The organism is Streptomyces sp. BE20 (assembly GCF_036322525.1).
Taxonomy (GTDB): domain Bacteria; phylum Actinomycetota; class Actinomycetes; order Streptomycetales; family Streptomycetaceae; genus Kitasatospora.
Window position 1 is genome coordinate 40,909 of record NZ_JAQYWW010000957.1, and the last position, 19,499, is coordinate 60,407.

Below are 19,499 nucleotides of genomic sequence, written 5' to 3' on the forward strand. Positions count from 1 at the left end.
AAAAAGCCGTTCCGGAAAAGCCCGGCCCCGCGAGGGGCTTTCCGGAGACGGACGTTCCGGAGACGAACGCCCTCAGAGCAGTCCCCGTTCGAAGGCGATCCGCGCGGCGTCGAACCGATTCCTCCCGTCGAGCTTCCTCATCGCGCACGAGGTGAGGTTGCGAACCGTTCCCGTCGCCAGATAGAGCTCGCGGGCCACCTCCTTCACCGAGGCGCCCGTCGCGGTGAGCCGGAGTATCTCGCGCTCGCGGTTGCTCAGGACCTGATCGGCGACCGGCGCCCGGGGGGACGGCTGCGCGGACGCGGTCGCCCGGCCGCCCGCGGCGGCGGCCCGGATGGCGTCGACCAGGCGGGGGATCCTCGTCTGCTTCGGGATGACCCCGAGGACCCCCGCCGACACGGCACGGTCCACCAGAGCCCTGGTGGGCCGTGCCGTCATGATGACGACCCGGCAGTCGGGCAGCCGCTTGCCCAGCTCCCGCACCAGACGGAAGCCGCCCTGCGCGGTGCCCATCCCCAGCACGGCCACGTCGGGCCGCCGGCGCACCGCCATCGGGACGATCAGCGAGCTCCTGCTCACCGCGCCGACGACCTCGAAGTCGGACACGGCCGCGAGCACCTCGGCGATCGCCTCCAGGGGAAGCAGGTGCTCGTCGGCTATCAACACACGGATGGTCATCACTAGGTCCCCCCTGGGATCCCGTGAACGGAACTCATGGTGATCGATCCGGTCCGCGCCCAGTGTGTGGCCGGCCCTCCGGCCCCGTCGACGGATCCGGACGTCCGCGAGCGGACATGTCCTCAGCAGGACTGGCGGATCCGGGGCCTGCCTGCTGGACCTTTGCGGGTCTACGCGTGTCACTGGTGACCCTTCAACGTATCCCGGCTCCCCCGCCGACCCGACCTTCCCGGCGCATGGACGTGACAAGTGTCAGTAAAAGCAGGTCAAAGCCTTGTCCGCCGCAACCGGCCCGGACCACCATGCGCACTGGTGATCGACGGCCGTCGCGGTGTGCGTCCGCGCCGACGCCGGTCCGTCGTCCGCCCCGTGACCCCTCACCGCCGTCCGCATCGCCCCGCACGGGTACGCCGGCCCCCGGCGTCCGCCCCCCAGGCACCGCACGACCGGCCCGACCGGGCCGCCTCTCCCCGCACGCGACGACCCTCACCCGCCGCACGCGCTCCGGGCCTCACCCGCCCGGGCCGGGCGACCTCACCGTCCCCGGCCCGTCCCCGGCCCATCGCCCCCGGAGCGAGCCGACACGTGCCCGTCCGGACACCCGTCCGACGGACGCCTTCGTGCCCACGCACCCCGCTCACCCACGCACCTGCCCGCCCGCGCACCTGCCGCCCGGGGAGCCGGCTCCCGACCGAGCCGGCTCACCACGGATGCCGAGGAAGAGGACATGCACGCAGATCACGTGGTCCAGGACCCGACCCAGGCCCTGGCCGTCATCGGCATGGCAGGACGGTTCCCCGGAGCTCCGGACGTCGAGAGCTTCTGGCGCCTGCTGCTGGAAGAGGGCGACGCCATCCGCCCCGTCCCCGCCACCCGCTGGGACGCCACCGCGCAACTCGACCCGCAGCGGGAGATCCAGGCCGTCGGCGGATTCCTCGACGACGTCGACCGGTTCGACGCCACCTTCTTCGGTATCTCCCCCCGGGAGGCCGAGATGCTCGACCCCCAGCAGCGGCTGATGCTGGAGGCCGCGTGGCGGGCCCTGGAGGATGCCGGGACACCCGCCCGCACGCTGGCCGGCACCCGGACCGGCGTCTACGTGGGCGCGGGGTGGCACGACTACGAGCACGTCGGCCGGAAGAGCGGCAGCGGCGTCACCCAGCACACCGCCCCCGGCTACGCGCTCGACATGATCGCCGCCCGGGTCTCCTACTTCCTCGGGCTCACCGGGCCCAGCCTGGTCGTCGAGACCGGATGCTCCTCCGCGCTCGTGGCGGCGCACCTCGCCGCCCAGGCGCTCCGCGCCGGCGAGGTCGACGCCGCGATCGTGGGCGGCGTCGCCCTGATGCTCGATCCGACCGCGTCGATCGGCCTCACCCACTTCGGCGGACTGTCGCCGGACGGCCGCTGCAAGGCCTTCGGCGCCGGGGCGAACGGCTTCGTGCGCGGCGAGGGCGTCGGCGCCCTGTACGTGAAGACCGTCGCCCGCGCGCTGGCGGACGGAGACCGGATCCACGGTGTCATCGCGGGCACCGCCGTCAACAACGACGGGGGCGGGCAGAGCGTCGTCTCGCCGAGCCCGGGGGGTCAGGAGCAGCTGCTCCGCGACGCCTACCGGCACTGGGGCATCCCGGCCGACCGGGTGGCGTACCTGGAGGCGCACGGCACCGGCACCGCACTCGGCGACCCCATCGAGGCCGGTGCGGCCGGCCGGGTCCTGGGGCAGGCCCGCAGCGCGGACGCGGGCCCGCTGCCCATCGGGTCGGTGAAGACCAACATCGGCCACCTGGAGGCCGCCGCCGGCATCCCGGGGCTGTTCAAGGCCCTGCTCTCGCTCCGGAACGGGGTCGTGCCGCCGAGCCTGCACTCCGCCGAGCTCAACCCCGAGATCGCGTTCGACGAGCTCAACCTGCGGGTCGTCCGGGAGCCCCTGCCGCTGCCGGCCCGGGACCATGCCTTCATCGGGGTGAGCAGCTTCGGGTGGGGCGGCACCAACGCCCACGTGGTGCTGACCCGGGCGCCCGCCCCCGCACCCACCCCCGAGCAACCCGCGCCCTCGTCAGCCTCCTCCGCTTCCTCCCCCGGGCCGGGCGCACCGGTCCTGCTGCCGCTGTCGGCACACTCGGAACCGGCGCTGGCGCAGCGGGCCCGGGACCTGCGGGACGCGCTGACCTCCGGCGCCTGCCCGCTCCCGGCGCTCGCCGGCACGCTGGCCTGGCAGCGCGACCAGCTCCCGGTCCGGGCGGCCTTCACCGCCGTGGACGCCGCGGAGGCCGTCGCGCAGCTGGACCGGCTCGCCGCCGGCCCCGGATCCCCCGGACCAGAGGTGTTCACCGGGCGCGCCGCGGACCGGGGCCGCACCGCCTTCGTCTTCCCCGGGCAGGGCTCGCAGTGGCACGGCATGGGCCGTGAACTCCTGGCGTCCGACCCGGTGTTCGCCGCGGTGATCCACCGCTGCGCCGAGGCCCTGGAGCCGTACGTCGACTGGGACCTGGTGCGGGTCGTGTCGGGCGAGGCCGGCGAGGAGTGGCTGTCGCGGATCGACATGCTGCAGCCGACCCTGTGGGCGGTCTCCCTGGGTCTGTGCGAGGTGTGGCGGGCGGCGGGCGTCGTCCCGGACGTGGTGATCGGCCACAGCCAGGGGGAGGTGACCGCGGCCACGGCGGCGGGCATCCTGTCGTACGAGGACGGCGCGATGGTGGTGGCCCGCCGCAGCGCCATCGCCCGGCGCACCTCGGGCCGGGGCCGGATGCTGGCGGTGGACCTCGACCTCGACGCCGCCAAGGCCGCGCTGTCCGGGTTCGAGGAGGGCGTGTCCCTCGCCGTGAACAACGGGCCCAACAGCTGCGTGCTCTCCGGGGACACCGAACTGGTGCTGGCGCTCCAGGAGTTGCTGGAGGCGGAGGGGACGTTCTGCCGCCTGGTCAACGTGGACTACGCCTCGCACAGCCCGCAGATGGACGAGCTGGAGGACGACCTGCTGGCGGCCCTGCGGACGGTGCGTCCGGGCCGGGGCGACGTCGAGCTGATGTCGACGGTGCGGGTGGCCTCGTTGGAGGGCCCCGAGCTGGACGCCCGGTACTGGATGGACAACCTGCGCCGGCCGGTGATGTTCGCCGACGCGATGGAGCGCCTCTTCGACACCGGTGTCACCCACGTCGTGGAGATCAGCCCGCACCCGGTGCTCGCCCCGTCCCTGGAACAGCTGGCGGCGCAGCGTCCGGTCCCGCCGCAGGTGCTGTCGACCCTGCGGCGCGACCGGAGCTCGTCGGAGCTGGTCCGGGAGGCGCTGGCCCGGGCCTATGTCAGCGGTCTCGAACCGTTCCGCGGGCTGCCGCGGGACGCCTGGGCGCCGGTGCCGCCGTATCCGTGGCAGCGCAGCTCCCACTGGGTGGAGACGGTCCGGCGGCGCACGGCTCACGGCGCCGGGGACGACCTGGTGCTGATCCCCTCGATGGCCGAGCAGGGCGCCTGGAACGGGACGCTGGAGCTGGCCCCGGCGGACATCCCCTGGGTGCGCGACCACCGGGTGTACGACGCGGTGGTGCTGCCCGGCACGGGGATGCTGGAGCTGGCGCTGCGGACGGCGCTGGCGCGGACCGGCGGCCCGCACCGCACGCTCGCGGACGTCTCCTTCCACAGCGATCTGACGCTCACCGAGGAACCGGTGACGGTCGGTCTGGGCTGGCGGGACGACCTCACGGGCGGCGGCAGCTTCACCCTCTCCTCGCTGGAGGCGGGCGCGCACGGCTGGGTGCGGCACGCCTCGGCGCGGGTGCTGGCGGACGACACGGCCACGGGCGTGCCGGCCTTCCCCGGGCAGTTGCTGGGCCTGGCCGCCGTGCCGGCCGCGGAGTTCTACGCGGACTGCGCGGCGCGGGGGCTGAACTACGGTCCGGCGTTCCAGGGCGTGGTGGAGCTGCGCGGTGGTGCGGAGGAGAGCCTGGCGGAGGTCCGGCTGCCGGACGGCTGCCTGGCCGGCGGCCACCCGCACCGGCTCCATCCGGCGCTGTGGGACGGCGCGCTCCAGGTCTGCGTCCCGCTCTACCCGGGCGAGGAGGCGGCCGTCCCGGTCGGGGTGCACCGCGTCCACCTGCACCAGGACCTGGCCGGGCCGGTCACCGCGCTGTGGTCGCACGCGGTGCGGCGCGAGGGGAGCAGGGTCGACCTGTTCCTGTTCGACGCGGACCGCCGGCCGCTGATGACGCTGGAGGGGCTCCGGATGCAGACCCTCGCGGCGACGGCCGACCCGTCCGTCGCGGACGCCGACCGGGTGCACCGGCTGGAGTACCGGCCGGAGGCCCGCGCGGACGCGGAGGGCGGCGGGGCCGCCGGGTTCACCGGCCGCTGGGCGGTCTGCACGGTCGGCGCACCCGGCGCACCCGGTGACCCGGCGGCCGGGGAGCTGGTCGGGGCCCTGGATGCGCGGGGCGGCGGCGCCGTGGTCCGCACGGTCGCCGGCGAGGAGGCCGCGCGGACCGAGGCGTGGGCGCAGGAGCTGGGCTCGGTCGAGGAGTTGGGCGGGGTGGTCTTCCTGGCCCCGCGCGCCGACGCCGGACCGCGGGCCCGGCGCGAGGGCCTGGCGGCCCTGGCCGCGCTGGTCCGGGCCTGCACGTCCCGCCCGCTGGTCCCCCGGCTGGCCGTGGTCACGGCCGACGCGCAGCCCGTGCCGTCGGTGGCCGGTGACTGCGACCCCGGGGCGGCCCTCTACTGGGGCTTCGGCCGGGTGCTCCGCCGTGAGCACCCCGAGCTGCGGTCCGTGCTCGTCGACGTCGGGTCCGCGGACGGCGACTGGTCGGCGGACTGCGCCGCGGAGCTGCTCGCGGCCGAGGGCGCGGACCAGGTGGTGCTGCGCGGTGGGGAGCGGCTGGTCGGCCGGCTGGTGCGGGGAGCGGGTACGCCGGAGGACGCCGGGCAGGACCCGGCGAGGCCGGCCTGGCGCTCCGTGGAGCAGCAGCCCTTCCGGCTCGCGCCCTCTCACCAGGGCACCTGGGACGGGCTGGCGTTCCGCCCGCTGGAGCGGCGCGCGCCCGGCCCCGGGGAGATCGAGATCGCGGTCAGCGCGGCCGCGCTGAACTTCATCGACGTGATGAAGGTGATGGGCACCTACCCCGACCCGACGGCCGACGCCCGGCTGCTCGGCCTGGACGGTGTGGGCGTGGTCACCCGGACGGGCGAGGGGGTGTCGCGCTTCGCCCCCGGCGACCGGGTCGTCGCGTGCACCGCCGGCGGGTCGCTCGCCTCGCACCAGACGGTGCGGGCCGATCACGCCCACCCGGTGCCGGAGTCGATGGACGACGCCACCGCGGCGGCGATCCCGGCGGTGACCATCACCGCCTGGTACGGGCTGCGGCACCTCGCCGGGCTGGCCCCCGGCGAGACGGTGCTGATCCACTCGGCGGCCGGGGGGCTGGGTCTGGCGGCGATCGAGGTGGCCCGGCTGCTCGGGGCCGAGGTCGTCGCGACGGCGGGCAGCGAGGAGAAGCGCCGCCGGCTCCGGGAGCTCGGCATCCGGCACGTCTTCGACTCCCGGGACCTCTCCTGGGCGGAGGAGGTGCGCGCGGCCACCGACGGACGCGGCGTGGACGTCGTCCTCAACTCGCTGACCGGCGCGGCGATTCCGCTGGGCCTGGAGGTCCTGGCGGAGGGCGGGCGCTTCGTCGAGGTGGGCAAGCAGGACATCTACGGCGGGCGCACGCTGAGCCTCGGCGCGTTCCGCAAGGGCATCGGTCTGGCCTCGCTGGACCTCGCCGGTGTGATCGCCCGCCGTCCCGCGCTGTTCACCCGGCTGTTCGCCGAGGTGTGGGAGCGGGTCGGCGCGGGCGAGCTGGGGGCGGTCCCGCTGCTGCGGTACACCTTCGCGCAGGCCCCCGAGGCGCTGCGCGAGATGTCACGCGGCCACCACATCGGCAAGTTCGTGCTGTCGGACCCCGCCACGGTCACCTCGGTGGCCCCGGAACCGCTGCGGGACGGCCGTTTCCGGGGCGACGGCACCTATCTGCTCACCGGTGGCCTCGGCGCCCTCGGCCTGTCGCTGGCGGAGTTCCTGGCGGAGCGCGGAGCGGGCCGGCTGGCGCTGGTCGGGCGCTCGGCCCCGTCGGCCGAGGCGGTGGCGCGGATCGAGGCCGTCCGGGCGCTCGGCGTGGAGGTGGAGACCTTCCGGACCGACGTCGCCGACCCGGAGGCGGTGCGCCGGGTCCGGGCGCAGCTGCCGCCGCTCCGCGGGGTGGTGCACGCGGCCGGTCTGCTGGACGACGCCACCGTCCAGAACCTGACGCCGGAGCAGCTGCGGCGGGTGCTGGCGCCCAAGGTGGACGGCGCGCTCAACCTGGACGCGGCCACCGAGGGCGACCCGCTGGACTTCTTCCTGCTGTTCTCGTCGGCGGCGGCGCTGTTCGGCAACGCCGGGCAGGCGGCCTACGCGGCGGGCAACGCCTTCATGGACGCGCTCGCGGTGGCCCGGCGCCGGCGCGGACTCCCCGCGCTGAGCGTGCAGTGGGGCCCGTTCACCGATGTCGGTCTGGCCGCCCGGGAGGACAACCGGGGTGCCCGGCTGGCGGAACGCGGGATGGCCGGCTTCACCACCGGGGAGGCGTGGCGGGCCCTGGAGGGGTTCCTCGGCGGGGACGAGCAGGTCGTCGCGTACGTGCCGATCGACCTGCGGCAGTACCTGGAGGCGTACCCGGACACCGCGACCCTGGAGAGCTGGGGCGCACTGCGGGAACTGGCCCGGCACGGGAGCACCACGACGGCCGGTGCGGCCTTCCTCGCCGAGCTGCGGTCCGTCCCGCAGGACCGGTGGCAGGAACTCCTGGAGGCCAAGGTGCAGGAACTGGCCGGCCGGGTGCTGCGGCTGGACACCGGGGCGATCGACCGGGACACGCCGTTCAAGTCGCTCGGGCTGGATTCGCTGATGGGGCTCGAACTGCGCAACCGGCTGGAGGCGGCGTTCGGGCTGCGGCTGTCGCCGACCCTGCTGTGGACGTACGGCACCGCCCGGACGCTCTCCACGGTGCTGGTCGAGCGGCTGCTCGGTGACCCGGCGGCCGGCGAGGACGCCGCCACGGACGGCGAGGGCTGAGGGCCGTGGAGGCACAGCGCGAGATCACCGCGGCCGCGCCCACACCGCTGACGAGGGCGCTCGACACCGTCCGGAAGCTGCGGGCGCAGCTCGACGCCGCGAACGGCACCGGCCCGCTGGCCGTCGTCGGGATCGGCCTGCGGCTCCCGGGCGGCATCGCCGACCTGGACGGGTACTGGAGCGCGCTGGCGGAGGGCCGCGACCTGGTGCGCCCGCTGCCCGAAGGGCGGCGCGGGCCGTTCGCCGCCGAGTGGGAGCGGCTGCCCCACGTGGGCGGCTTCCTGGACGAGGTCATGGACTTCGACGCGGAGTTCTTCGGGATGAGCGCCGAGGAGGCCCGCGGGGTCGACCCGCAGCAGCGGCTGCTGCTGGAGGTCGCCTGGGAGGCCCTGGAGAACGCCGCGCTCCCCCCGGACCGGTTGGACGCCGCCCGGACCGGGCTGTTCGTCGGCATCACCGGTCAGGAGTACTGGGACTGGAACCGGGGCGAGCCGGACACCCACTGGGCCGCCGGCAACGGCCACTGCTTCACGGTGGGCCGGCTGGCGTACGCGCTGGGGCTGGCCGGTCCGGCGGTCACGGTGGACACGGCCTGCTCCTCGTCCCTGGTCTCGGTCCACCTGGCGCGGCAGGCGCTGGCCCGCCGGGAGTGCGACGTGGCGCTGGCCGGCGGGGTGAACCTGGTGCTCTCGCCGCGCGCGACCCGGCTGCACCGGTTGGCGGGCACGCTGTCCCCGGACGGGCGGTGCAGTCCCTTCGACGCCCGGGCGAACGGCTTCACCCGGGGCGAGGGCTGCGGCGTGCTGGTCCTGAAGCGGCTGGAGGACGCGCGGCGCGACGGTGACCGGGTGCACGCCGTGATCCACGGTTCGGCGGTGAACCAGACCGGCCGTTCGACGGGCTTCACCGCTCCCAACGTGCTGTCGGAGGCCGCGCTGATCGGGACGGCGCTGGCGGACGCCGGGCTCGCCCCCGCCGACATCGGCCTGGTGGAGGCGCACGGCACCGGCACCCCGCTCGGGGACACCATCGAGATGGAGGCGATCGCCGCCGCGCTGGGCCGCCGCAACGGCGGGGCCGAGCTGGTGGTCGGCTCGGTCAAGGCGAACCTGGGCCACCCGGAGTCCGCCGCCGGGGTCGTCGCGCTGGTCAAGGCGGTGCTGTGCCTGCAACGGCGCGCGGTGCCGCCGCTGGTGCACTTCGCCACGCTGAACCCGCTGATCGACCTCGACGGCACCGGCATCACCCTGCCGACCGCGCTGCGGCCGTGGCCGGAGCGCGGTGGCCGCCACGCGGCGGTCAGTGCCTTCGGGATGGGCGGGACCAACGCCCATGTCGTCCTCGGCGCGGCCGAGGACACGGCCGGGAACACCGCCGGGGGCAAGGCCGGGAGCGCAGGCGGGAACGCGGGCGGTGGCCCGGCGGGTGCTGGGGGCGCGGCGGTGCCGGTCCGGGGCTTCGTGGTCTCGGCGCGGACGCCGGAGGCGGTGCGCGCCCTGGCGGCCGGGTTCCACCGGAGCCTCGCGGCGCTGCCGGACGACGGCCACTACCCGGCGTTCGCGTACACGGTGGGTGCCGGTCGCGCGCGGCACCGCTGGCAGGCGCGGGTCACCGCACCCGACCGGGCGTCCGCGCTGCGGGCGCTCCACGGGCTCGCCGAGGGCGGGTCGCCGCCCGGCGTGGTCCTCGCCGAGCGGGACCCGGGCCGGGACGACGCGGACGGCGCGGACGACGGCTCCCGGGCCCTGCCCCGGGCCGTCGTCGACCTCCCGAACTACCCCTGGCAGCGGCGGCGTCACGCACCCGAGCCGGCGGACGGGCCCCTACCGGTCACCGGGCCGGTCCCCGCCGGGTCCGCCGTCGGCGGGGCCGCCGCAGGGGCGACGGCCACCGACCCGGCGACCGACCCGGCGGCCGGGCGGGAGCGGCCGGCCGGCCCTCCCCTCGTCACCCTGGAGTGGGCACGGCAGGACGACGACGCCGGCGCGCCGCCCGCCGGCCCGCCCGGCCGATGGCTGCTGTTCGCCGACGGCACGGGGGTCGGCGAGGCGCTGCGCGCCGAGATCACCGCCCGCGGCGGCAGCTGCGTGACCGTCACCCCCGGGCGGCACCACCACCTCGTGGACCCGCTCCACCACGAGATCGACCCGCTGCGCCCGGAGGATCTCACCGCGCTGCTGAAGGAGGTGCGCGCCGCCGGGGACGAGCCCTTGACCGGGCTGGTGTACGCCTGGGGCCTGGACACCGCCGGCGGCCCGCCCCCGGGCGGCCCCGGACCGTTCCCGCCGTCGGAGGAACAGGAGGGCGTCGCCCTCCCGGCCCTGCGGCTGATCGAGGAGCTCGCCCGTGACGGCCTGCCGGGCGGCCCGCGCGTCGCGCTGCTGACCCGGGGCGCCCAGCGGGTGGTCGAGGGTGACCCGGCTCCCGCGCCCGCCCGGGCGCTGCTGACGGGACCGGCCGTGGCGTCCGCCGCCGCGCTCGGCGGCCTCCGCCCCGTCGTCGTCGACCTCGACCCGGACCCGGCCCGGGACGACGCCGCCCGGCTGCTCGACCTGCTGATCCGCCTTGGTGACGAGCCGTGGACCGCCCTGCGCGGCCCGGCCCGCCACTCCCCCGTCCCGGTCCCGCACGTCACCCCGGACGGAACCGAAGCGGCGTGGCCGCGGCGGCCGTTCGACCGTCGGCGCGATCCCAACCACCGGATCCTGGCCGTGCGGCCCGGCATCCTGGAGAGCCTGACGCCGACCCGGTGGGAACGGGCCGCGCCGGGTCCGGGCCAGGTCGAGATCGAGGTCACGGCGGCCGGGCTCAACTTCAGCGACGTCCTCAAGGCGATGGGCGCCTACCCGGGCGCCACCGGGACGGTCCCGCTGGGTGTCGAGTGCGCCGGCCGGATCAGCGCGGTGGGCGAGGGCGTCGACCGCTTCCGGGTCGGCGACCCGGTGATGGCGGTGGTCCCGTCCGCGCTCGCGGCGTACACCACCACCGAGGCGCACCTGGTGGCGCCGCGACCGGCGGCGCTCGACGACGAGCAGGCGGCGGCCACCCCGGTCGCCTTCCTCACCGCCGTGTACGGGCTCTGCCACCTGGCCCGGCTGCGGGCGGGCGAGAAGGTACTGATCCACTCGGCGTCCGGGGGCGTGGGCCTGGCCGCGCTGGCGGTGGCCCGCCGGTGCGGCGCCGAGGTCCTCGCCACGGCCGGGACCGAGGAGAAGCGGCGGTTCCTGCGCGACCTGGGTGTGGCGCGGGTGATGGACTCCCGGTCGCCGGCCTTCGCCGACGAGATCGCCGGGTTCACCGACGGCCGCGGCGTCGACGTGGTGCTCAACTCGCTGACCGGCGAGGCACTGCGGCGCAGCCTCGCCCTGCTGGCGCCGGGCGGGAGGTTCGTGGAGCTCGGCAAGCGCGACATCCACGACGACAGTCCGGTCGGCCTCGGCTTCCTCAAGCGGAACCGCTCGCTGTTCGCCGTCGACCTGGAGCACACCTTCCACGAGCGGCCGGCGCTGCTCGCCGAGCTGTTCGACGAGGTGGTGCGGGGCTTCGACAGCGGGCAGTTCGAGCCGCTCCCGGTCACGGCCCACCCGTTCTCCGAGGCCCGGAAGGTCTTCGCCCGGATGGCCCGGGCCCGGCACACCGGGAAGCTGGTGCTCCGGCCGGACGAGGCACCGGAGATCGCGGTGCCCCCGGCCCGGACCGTCCGGGCGGAGGCGTCGTACCTGGTCACCGGTGGGGCATCGGCCGCGGCCCTGGAGGCCGCCCGGCAGCTCGCCGACCGGGGTGCCCGCCGCATCGTGCTGGTCGGGGCGCCCTCCCCCGGCGGGGACGGCGAGCCGGACGCCCGGGCCTCGGCCGGTGCCGCGGGGGCGGCCGGGGTGCTGGCCGAACTGCGCTCCCGGGGCGTCGAGATCGCACGGCCGCTCGTGGACCTGTCCCGCGCCGAGGAGGTGGCCGACCTCCTGGCCGGGCTGGACGCCTCGGGGCCGCCCCTGGCCGGTGTCGTCCACACCGGGGACACCCCGGACGACGGCACGGACGACGACACGGACGACGGCGGTGCGGACGGCACGGCGGACGGCCCGCACGACGGCGCGGTGCCGGCGGCCGAGGCGCTCCTGCGCTCCACCGCGGCCCGGGCCGCCGGCGCGTGGCAGCTCCATCTGGCCACCGCCACCAGGGAACTGGACTTCTTCGTGCTGTGCTCCCCCACCGCCCCGCCCGGCCGGGAGGCCGCGGTCGGCGCCTTCCTGGACGCCCTGGCCGCACACCGCCGGGCCCTCGGACTGCCCGCCCTGAGCGTCGACCGCGAGGGCGTCGCCGCCCTCGGCCGGCTGCTGGGCAGCCGGGCCGTGGTGGCCCGGGTCCGGCCCGACGGCGACGCACCGGCCCCGGACGACGCCGACGCGATCCGCCGGCAACTGCTGGCGGTCGAGCCGGGCCGGCGCCGCCGGGCCCTGCTGGCCGGGCACTGCCGGGACGTCGCCGCCCGGGTGCTCGGGGAACAGGGGGCCGCGCCGGACGCCGCCGCGATCGACGGCACGGCGCCGCTGGCCGGCCTCGGCTTCGACTCGCTGCGCACCCTGGAGCTGCGCTCGCGGCTGGAGCTCTCGCTCGGGGTCGCGCTGCCGTCGACGCTCGGCTGGCAGTACCCCACGCTCGACGCGCTGGTGCCCTTCCTCGCCGAGCGGATGGGCATCCCGCTGGAGGCCGCCGCGGCGGCACCGCCACCGGTCCGGGAGCCCGGGAACACCCCGGTCGCCACGACGGGGCCCCGTCCGGGTCCGGACCCGGCGCTCGATCTCGACGAGCTCTCGGAGCGCGAGCTCGAAGCGCTCCTCCTCGCCAGGACCGAGCAGTTCGACGCCAGTGCCGATCCGATCGAGCGGGGGCAGGGACGATGACCACACGGGACGAGACCGGCCGGGACGGGACCACGCGGGACGGCGGGTCCGCGTCGATGACGGCGATGAAACGCGCCTATCTGACGATGGAGCGGATGCAGCACCGGATCGACGCCTACGAGCAGGCCCGGTCCGAGCCGATCGCCGTCGTGGGCGTGGGCTGCCGGTTCCCCGGCGGGGTGACCGACACCGATGCGTACTGGGAGCTGCTGAGCGGCGGCACCGACGCGATCGGCGAGGTGCCGGCCGACCGCTGGGACGTGGACGCGTTCTACGACCCGGAGCCGCGCCGCCCGGGGCGGACAAGTACCCGCTGGGGCGGCTTCCTGGACCGCATCGACCGCTTCGACCACGAGTTCTTCGGCATCTCCCGGCGCGAGGCGGTGTCCATGGACCCGCAGCAGCGGCTGGTGCTGGAGGTCGCCTGGGAGGCCCTGGAGGACGCCGGGCAGGCCCCGCACGCGCTGGCCGGCAGCCGGACCGGGGTCTTCCTGGGGATCTGCAGCAACGACTACGCCGGCCTCCTCTTCCGGGAGCCGGAGGACATCACGGCCCACGCCAGCACGGGCATCGCGCACAGCATCGCCAGCGGCCGCCTGTCCTACCTGCTGGACCTTCGCGGGCCGAGCGTCTCGGTGGACACCGCCTGCTCGTCGTCGCTGGTCGCCGTGCACCAGGCGTGCCAGAACCTGCGGCTCGGCGAGTGCGACCTGGCGATCAGCGGCGGGGTGAACGCGGTGCTGTCGCCCGAGGCGGCCATCTCCTTCTCGCAGTTCCCCGAGATGCTGGCCGACGACGGCCGCTGCAAGACCTTCGACGCGGCCGCGAACGGCTTCGTCCGCAGCGAGGGCTGCGGCGTGGTGGTGCTCAAGCGGCTGTCGGACGCGCTGCGGGACGAGGACCGGGTGCTCGCGGTGATCCGCGGCTCCGCGGTCAACCAGGACGGACGCAGCTCGGGCCTGACCGCGCCCAACGGAGCCGCGCAGCGCGACCTGTTCCGCCGCGCGCTGGCGGCCGGCGGGGTCGATCCGCAGCGGCTCGGCTACATCGAGACGCACGGGGCCGGCACCAAGCTGGGCGACCCGATCGAGGTGGCGGCGCTGGCCGAGGTCTACGGCCGCACGGAGGGCGCGCCGCTCTACCTGGGCGCGGTGAAGACCAACCTCGGCCACCTGGAGGCGGCGGCCGGGATCGCCGGGCTGATCAAGGCCGCGCTCTGCCTCGACCGCGGCCTGATCCCGCCCAACCTGCACTTCGGCGAGCTCAACCCGCACATCTCCTTCGACGGGACCACCTTCGCCGTGCCGACCGGCCTCACCCCGTGGCCGACCGGGGAGGGAACGCCGCGGCTGGCGGGCGTGAGCAGCTTCGGGTTCAGCGGCACCAACGCGCACCTGATCCTGGAACAGGCCCCGGAGCGCCCGGCGCCCGGACCTGACCGGCGGCGCCCCCTCTCGGTGCTGGCCCTGTCCGCGAAGAGCGGGAGCTCCCTGCTCAAGCTGGCCCGGCGCTACCAGGACCGGCTGGCGACGGCGGAGCCGGAGGCTGCGGCCGACCTGTGCTTCTCCGCCAACACCGGGCGCTCGCACTTCCCGCACCGGCTCGCCGCCGTCGGGGCCTCGCCCCGGGAGATCGCGGACCGGCTCGCGGACTTCGTGCGGGACGACCCCGCGGAGGGTCTGGTGTCGGGCCCGGCCGGGGGCGCCGGCGCCGCGACCGGTGACACGGTCTTCCTCTTCACCGGCCAGGGCCCACAGCGGGCCGGCATGGCACGGCAGTTGTACGAGGCCCAGCCGTCCTTCCGGCGGACCCTCGACCGCTGTGACGAGATCCTGCGGGACGTCCTGCCGGTGCCGTTGCTCTCCGTCCTCCACCCCGAGCGGCCCGGGCCGCCCGCCGAGTCCGACCTGATCAACACCATGGAGTACGCCCAGCCCGGCCTCTTCGCCGTGGAGTACGCCCTGGCGGAGCTCTGGCGCTCGTGGGGGGTGGAGCCGGCCGCCGTCATCGGCCACAGCCTCGGCGAGTACACCGCCGCCTGCTTCGCGGGCGCGATGTCCCTGGAGGACGGCCTGCGGCTGGTCGCCGAGCGCGGCCGGCTGCTCCAGCGGCTCGCCGAGTCGGGCGCCATGGCGGCCGTCTCCGCCCCGGTCGAGGAGGTCGCCGAGGAGCTCGCCCGGTACGACGCCGCCCTGATCTCGGTCGCCGCCGTCAACGGCCCGGCCAACACCACGGTCTCCGGCGTGCGGGAGGTGGTCGACGCGGTCTGCGGGACGTTCACCGCCCGCGGCGCGGAGGTCAAGCGGCTGCGCATCTCCACCTCGTCGCACTCCCCGCTGGTCGAACCGGTCCTGGAACCGCTGCGCAAGGCCCTGGACGAGGTCTCCTTCGGCGCGCCCCGGATCCCGCTGCTGTCCAACCTGACCGGCCGGCTGTGGCCGTGGGACGAAGCCCTGGACACCGGCTACTGGCTCCGTCACGCCCGGCAGCCGGTGCTCTTCGCCGACGGGGTCCGGGCCCTGTACGACCTGGGGTACCGCACCTTCCTGGAGATCGGTCCGGCGCCGACCCTGCTGGGCCTGGTGCGCGAGGTCCTGACCGGCGACGACGTGCGGACGCTGCCCAGCCTGCGGCCCTCGTACGACGACTGGGAGGTCCTCCTCGGCAGCCTCGGCCGGCTGTACGCCGACGGCGCCGAGGTCGACTGGGCCGGCTTCGACCGTGACTACGCCCGCTCCCGGGCGCCGTTGCCGCACTATCCCTTCGCCGCCACCCGCTGCTGGCACGAACCGGACGGCGGCGGGGCGCCGATGACCGACCGCGGTGCTCCGGCCGGGGCCGGCCGGGCCCGCCCCGGCGGAGCCCACGGCAGCGGTGGGGATCGCCCCGGCGGTCAGCGGCCAGGCCCCGGCCGGGGCGCCGAGACACGGACCGGCGAGGAACGGCGCGTCGAGGAACGGCCGGCCCGGCAGCCCGCGCCGCGCCGGGTCCCCGGCGCGCCGGGCCGGTCCGCGGCGAGCGGGCTCCCCACGGCCGAGGAGCTGCTGCGGGTGCCCGCCGGGGAACGCGTCGGCACGCTGGTCGAGCGGCTGTCGTCGAGCGTGCGGACGGCCCTGGGTTCGAGGGCGGCCACCGTCGATCCCGACGCGCCGCTGTCCGGTCTCGGGCTGGACTCGCTGATGGCGGTGGAGCTCAGGAACGAGGTCCAGAGCCGACTCGGGATCAAGGTGACCGTGGCCGACTTCCTCAAGGGCGCGACCGTCCGCGGCCTGGCCGAGCAGGTGGCCGGCGAGCTGGCGGGCCGCCCGGCGGGGCAGGGGACGGCGGGCGGCGGCGAGGTGCCGGCGATCCGGCGGGTGGCGCGGGCCGGGGACCGGACGGCGGAGCTGCTGGCCCTCCTGGACCAGGTGTCCGGGGACGAGGCGCCCGGAGCCCGGGCGTCCGGGGGCGGGGCGGGCGCTCCGGAGCGGGCGGAGCGGGCCGATGACTGACCTCGAACGGCGGCTGGCCGAACTCTCCCCGGCCCAGCGGGCGCGGCTCGCGGAACTGCTCGCGGACCGCCGGCTCGCGGAGGACGGAACGACCGAGGACGCCTTCCCGCTCTCGATGTTCCAGCAGGGCATGTGGTTCCTGGAACAGGTCCGGCCGGGCAACCCGGCGTACGTCGTGCCGGGCGCGGTCCGCGTCCGCGGGGCGGTGGACGCCGAGGTCCTGCGGGACGCGCTGAACGAGGTGGTCCGGCGCCACGAGGCGCTGCGCACGGCCTTCCGGCTGCTCGACGGCCGGCCGGCCCAACTGGTCCGGCCCCGGCTCACGGTGGAGCTGCCCGAGATCGACCTGCGGCAGGACCGGCTCACCGGGACGGCGCTGGACGAGCGGATCGCCGCCGCGGCGATCGGCGAGCCGTTCGACCTGGAGACCGGGCCGCTGGTGCGGATGACGCTGCTGCGGACCGCGGACGACGAGTCGGTGCTGGTGCTGGCCCTGCACCACCTGGTCTCGGACCGCTGGTCGGTGTGGGTGCTGCTGTCCGAACTCGCCGCCCTGTACGAGGCGTTCGCCGCGGGCCGGCCCTCGCCCCTGCCGGACCTCCCGGTCCAGTACGGGGACTTCGCCGTCTGGCAGCGGGAACAGCGGGACCAGGGACGGTGGACGGAGCAGCTGGCCTACTGGCGGGAGCGCCTGGCGGGGGCCCCGGCGGCCCTGGAGCTGCCGACGGACCGGCCCCGCCCCGCGGTCCAGGGCTTCAACGGCGGCACGCTGCCCTTCGAGCTCCCCGAACCGCTGATGCGGGAGCTGGGCCGGCTCGCCCACCGCAGCGGCGCGACCACCTACATGGCGCTGCTGGCCGTCTTCACCGTCCTGCTGTCCCGGTACGGCCGGCAGCAGGACGTGGTGGTGGGCGTGCCCATGGCCGTCCGGGACCGGCCCGAACTGGAGCCGCTGATCGGCTACTTCGTCAACACCCTGGCGATCAGGACCGACCTGGGCGGGGAACCGTCCTTCGGCGAGGTGCTCGACCGGGTCCGGACGGCCTGCCTCGGCGCCTACGAGCACCAGGAGGTGCCGTTCGAGCTGGTGGTCGGGGAGCTGAACACCGCGCGCGACCTCGGCCGGCCGCCGGTCTACCAGGTGAGCTTCGCCTACGGCCGGGAGGCGGTGCCGCAGCTCACCCTGAACGGCGCGGAGCTGGACCGCCTACCGGTCCGCAGCGAGGGCGCGCGCTTCGACCTCGAACTCCAGGCGTTCGACCGCGACGGCGGGCTCAGCGGCTGGTTCGAGTACGACCGGGACCTCTTCGACGAGGCCACCGTGGCCCGGATCGCCGCCCACTTCCGCCGTCTGGCGGAACAGGTGGTGGCGGACCCGGACCGCCCGGTCGACCGGCTGGAGCTGCTGGAGGGGGACGACCGCCGCAGGGTCCTGGAGGAGTTCAACGCCACCGCGCGGGAGTGGCCCGCCGGGAGGGGCTGGATCCACGAGGACTTCGAGGAGCAGGCGCGACGGCACCCCGAGGCGGAGGCGGTGCGCTTCGAGGGCCGCGGGCTGACCTACGGGGAACTGAACCGGCGGGCCAACCGGCTCGCCCACCGGCTGCTGCGGCTCGGGGTCGGCCGGGACGTCGTGGTGGGCGTCGGCCTGGAACGGTCGCCGGAGCTGGTGGTGGCGCTGCTGGCGGTGCTCAAGGCGGGCGGCGCCTACCTGCCGCTGGACCCCGGCCTCCCGCCCGCCCGGCTGGAGCACATGGTCCGGGACGCCCGGGTCCCGGTGCTGCTCACCCGGCGCGAGGAGCTCGGGCGACTGCCCGCCGCCGAGGCCGAGGTGCTGTGCGTGGAGGAGTTCGAGGCCGCACCGGGCGGCGAGCCGGACGACGACCCGCAGGTCGCGGTGGACGGCGAGGACCTGGCCTACGTGATCTACACCTCCGGCTCCACCGGCACCCCCAAGGGCGTCATGAACGTGCACGCCGGGATCCGCAACCGGCTGCTGTGGATGCAGGACGCCTACGGGCTGGACGCCACCGACCGGGTGCTGCAGAAGACCCCGTTCTCCTTCGACGTGTCGGTGTGGGAGTTCTTCTGGCCCCTGACGACGGGCGCCACGCTCGTGGTCGCCCGCCCGGAGGGCCACCGCGACGGCGGCTACCTGGCCCGCACGATCCGGGAGGAGCGGGTGACGACGGTGCACTTCGTGCCGTCGATGCTCCAGGTCTTCCTCCAGGAGCCGGTGGAGGAGTGCACCACCCTGCGCCGGGTGGTCTGCAGCGGCGAGGCGCTGCCGCGCGACCTCCAGGACCGCTTCCTGGCCCGCTCCCGGGCCCGGTTGTACAACCTGTACGGCCCGACCGAGGCGGCCGTCGACGTGACCCACTGGACCTGCACGCCCGAGGACGGCCGCCGGCCGGTGCCGATCGGCAGGCCGATCGCCAACACCCGGGTGTACGTGCTGGACGGGTCGCTGCGGCCGGTGCCGGTCGGGGTGCCCGGGGAGCTCCACCTCGGCGGGCGGGGTCTGGCCCGCGGCTACCTGAACCGGCCCGGACTGACCGCCGAACGGTTCGTCCGGGACCCGTTCGACGCGGACCCGGGAGCCCGGCTGTACCGGACCGGGGACCTCGCCCGCTTCCGCGAGGACGGCGCGCTGGAGTTCCTGGGCCGGCTGGACCACCAGGTCAACCTGCGCGGCTTCCGGATCGAGCCGGGCGAGATCGAGGCCGTGCTGACCGCGCACCCCGCCGTGCGCGAGGCGGTGGTGACCGCCCGCCCGCACCGGGGCGGTGACCTCCGGTTGGTGGCCCACCTCACCGCGCGGGGCCCCGGGGCGCCCGACCCCGCGGAGCTGGCCGGCCACCTGCGGCGCCACCTGCCCGCGTACATGGTGCCCGCCGTCTTCGAGGTGCTGGACGCCCTCCCGCTCACGCCCAGCGGCAAGGTGGACCGCGCAGCCCTGCCCGAGCCGAGCGGCGGCCGGCCGGAGCCGGGGGCCCGCTTCACGGCGCCCGCGGCCGGCCTGGAGCACACCCTGGCCGGACTGTGGTGCGCGGTCCTGGGGGTCGAGCGGGTCGGCGCCCACGACAACTTCTTCGACCTCGGCGGGCACTCGCTGCTGATGGCCGAGCTGCGGTCGCTGCTCGCCTCGGACGCCGGACACCGGGTCTCGATGGTCGAGCTGTTCCAGCACCCCACGGTCGCGTCGCTGGCCGCGTACCTGAGCCGACCGGAGGGTCCGGCCGCGACCCCCGGGCCCGATGCGCGCCAGCGCGCGGAGAACCGCCGGCGGGCCGACGCCCGGCGGCGACAGGCGGCCGGACGCCGCGCCCGTTCCCGAGAGCGATAGGT

The 19,499-nt window shown here is 76.1% G+C and carries 5 protein-coding genes; 4 read left to right on the forward strand and 1 reads right to left on the reverse strand.

The window, feature by feature from the left end:
- Positions 1 to 72: 72 nt before the first annotated feature.
- Positions 73 to 678, reverse strand: coding sequence for a response regulator transcription factor (locus PUR61_RS24015; protein WP_329881444.1), 606 nt, complete (start codon positions 676 to 678; stop codon positions 73 to 75).
- Positions 679 to 1,405: 727 nt separating this feature from the next.
- On the opposite strand from PUR61_RS24015, the gene PUR61_RS24020 reads away from it, so the two are divergent.
- The 4 genes from PUR61_RS24020 to PUR61_RS24035 are packed head-to-tail and all read left to right on the forward strand — an operon-like array spanning position 1,406 to position 19,497.
- Positions 1,406 to 7,759, forward strand: coding sequence for a type I polyketide synthase (locus PUR61_RS24020; protein WP_329881445.1), 6,354 nt, complete (start codon positions 1,406 to 1,408; stop codon positions 7,757 to 7,759).
- 5 nt (positions 7,760 to 7,764) lie between these two features.
- Positions 7,765 to 12,660: a beta-ketoacyl synthase N-terminal-like domain-containing protein gene (locus tag PUR61_RS24025; RefSeq protein WP_329881446.1), complete on the forward strand. Its 4,896-nt coding sequence runs from the start codon at positions 7,765 to 7,767 to the stop codon at positions 12,658 to 12,660.
- Entirely contained in the window at positions 12,657 to 16,151 is a 3,495-nt protein-coding gene (locus PUR61_RS24030) for a type I polyketide synthase (protein ID WP_329881447.1), read from the forward strand. Before PUR61_RS24025 ends, PUR61_RS24030 begins: the two co-directional genes overlap by 4 nt.
- Positions 16,144 to 19,497 (forward strand): amino acid adenylation domain-containing protein, encoded by a 3,354-nt coding sequence (locus PUR61_RS24035; protein ID WP_329881448.1) that lies wholly within the window; start codon positions 16,144 to 16,146, stop codon positions 19,495 to 19,497. The genes PUR61_RS24030 and PUR61_RS24035 overlap by 8 nt, the downstream gene beginning before the upstream one ends.
- Positions 19,498 to 19,499: the final 2 nt, after the last annotated feature.